Annotated in this window: 1 protein-coding gene; it reads right to left on the bottom strand. The window is 61.4% G+C overall.

Annotated elements, in window-relative coordinates; translation table 11 throughout:
* The coding region (locus tag HBN63_RS21625) for an IS66 family transposase (protein ID WP_170050848.1) at window positions 1-811 on the bottom strand (811 nt) is incomplete at both ends.

The raw sequence follows: 811 nt of genomic DNA, 5'->3' as shown, positions 1-811 counted from the left end.
ACTGACCAAGAAAATTGCGCGCATGCTCGCCGGCACGGCTGGGACTGAAGTCATACACCACGGCCTTCAGATCGGCGAAGGGTGTGGTGCTGTAGGCCCAGACGTAAGCCCGATGGGTTTTCTTCTCGCCTGGGGTGAGCATTTGCACCGGGGTTTCGTCAGCGTGGATCACACGTTGGCCCAGCACGGCTTCGCGCAGGGCATCGACTAGCGGCTGGAGCTGCACGCCGGTTTGTCCGACCCACTGCGCCAGTGTCGAGCGAGCGATGGCCAGGCCGGCACGGCCAAAGATTTTCTCTTGCCGATATAGCGGCAAGTGGTCGGCGAATTTGGCCACCATCACGTGAGCCAGAAGGCCGGCGGTTGGGATGCCCTTGTCGATCACCTGGGCCGGCACGGGGGCCTGGATCAGTGTTTCGCACTGGCGACAGACCCATTTCCCACGCACGTGCTGTTCGACGGTAAACACGCCCGGCGTGTAATCCAGCTTTTCGCTGATGTCTTCACCGATGCGTTGCAGCTGGCAGCCGCAGGCGCATTGGGTGTTCTCCGGTTCGTGGCGGATCACAGTGCGCGGAAATTGTGCCGGCAGCGGTGTGCGCTTGGGCTGTTGGCGGGGTTCGGCTGGAGCAACCGGGGGATTGACGGCTTTCAGCTCCGCCTCGATGGCGGCGATGTCAGTGTCGAGCAGGTCGTCCAGCAAGCTACCCTGGTCAGGGCTCAGTTGCTCGCTACGCTTGGCAAACTTGTGCCGTTTGTACCAAGCGATTTCGTGTGTGAGCTGCTCAATGATGGTCTGATCACGGTGGAT

Origin of the sequence: Pseudomonas sp. WS 5011, assembly GCF_012985775.1 — a bacterium.
Taxonomy (GTDB): Bacteria; Pseudomonadota; Gammaproteobacteria; order Pseudomonadales; family Pseudomonadaceae; genus Aquipseudomonas; species Aquipseudomonas peli.
This window is presented reverse-complemented; position numbering and strand designations above follow the sequence as displayed.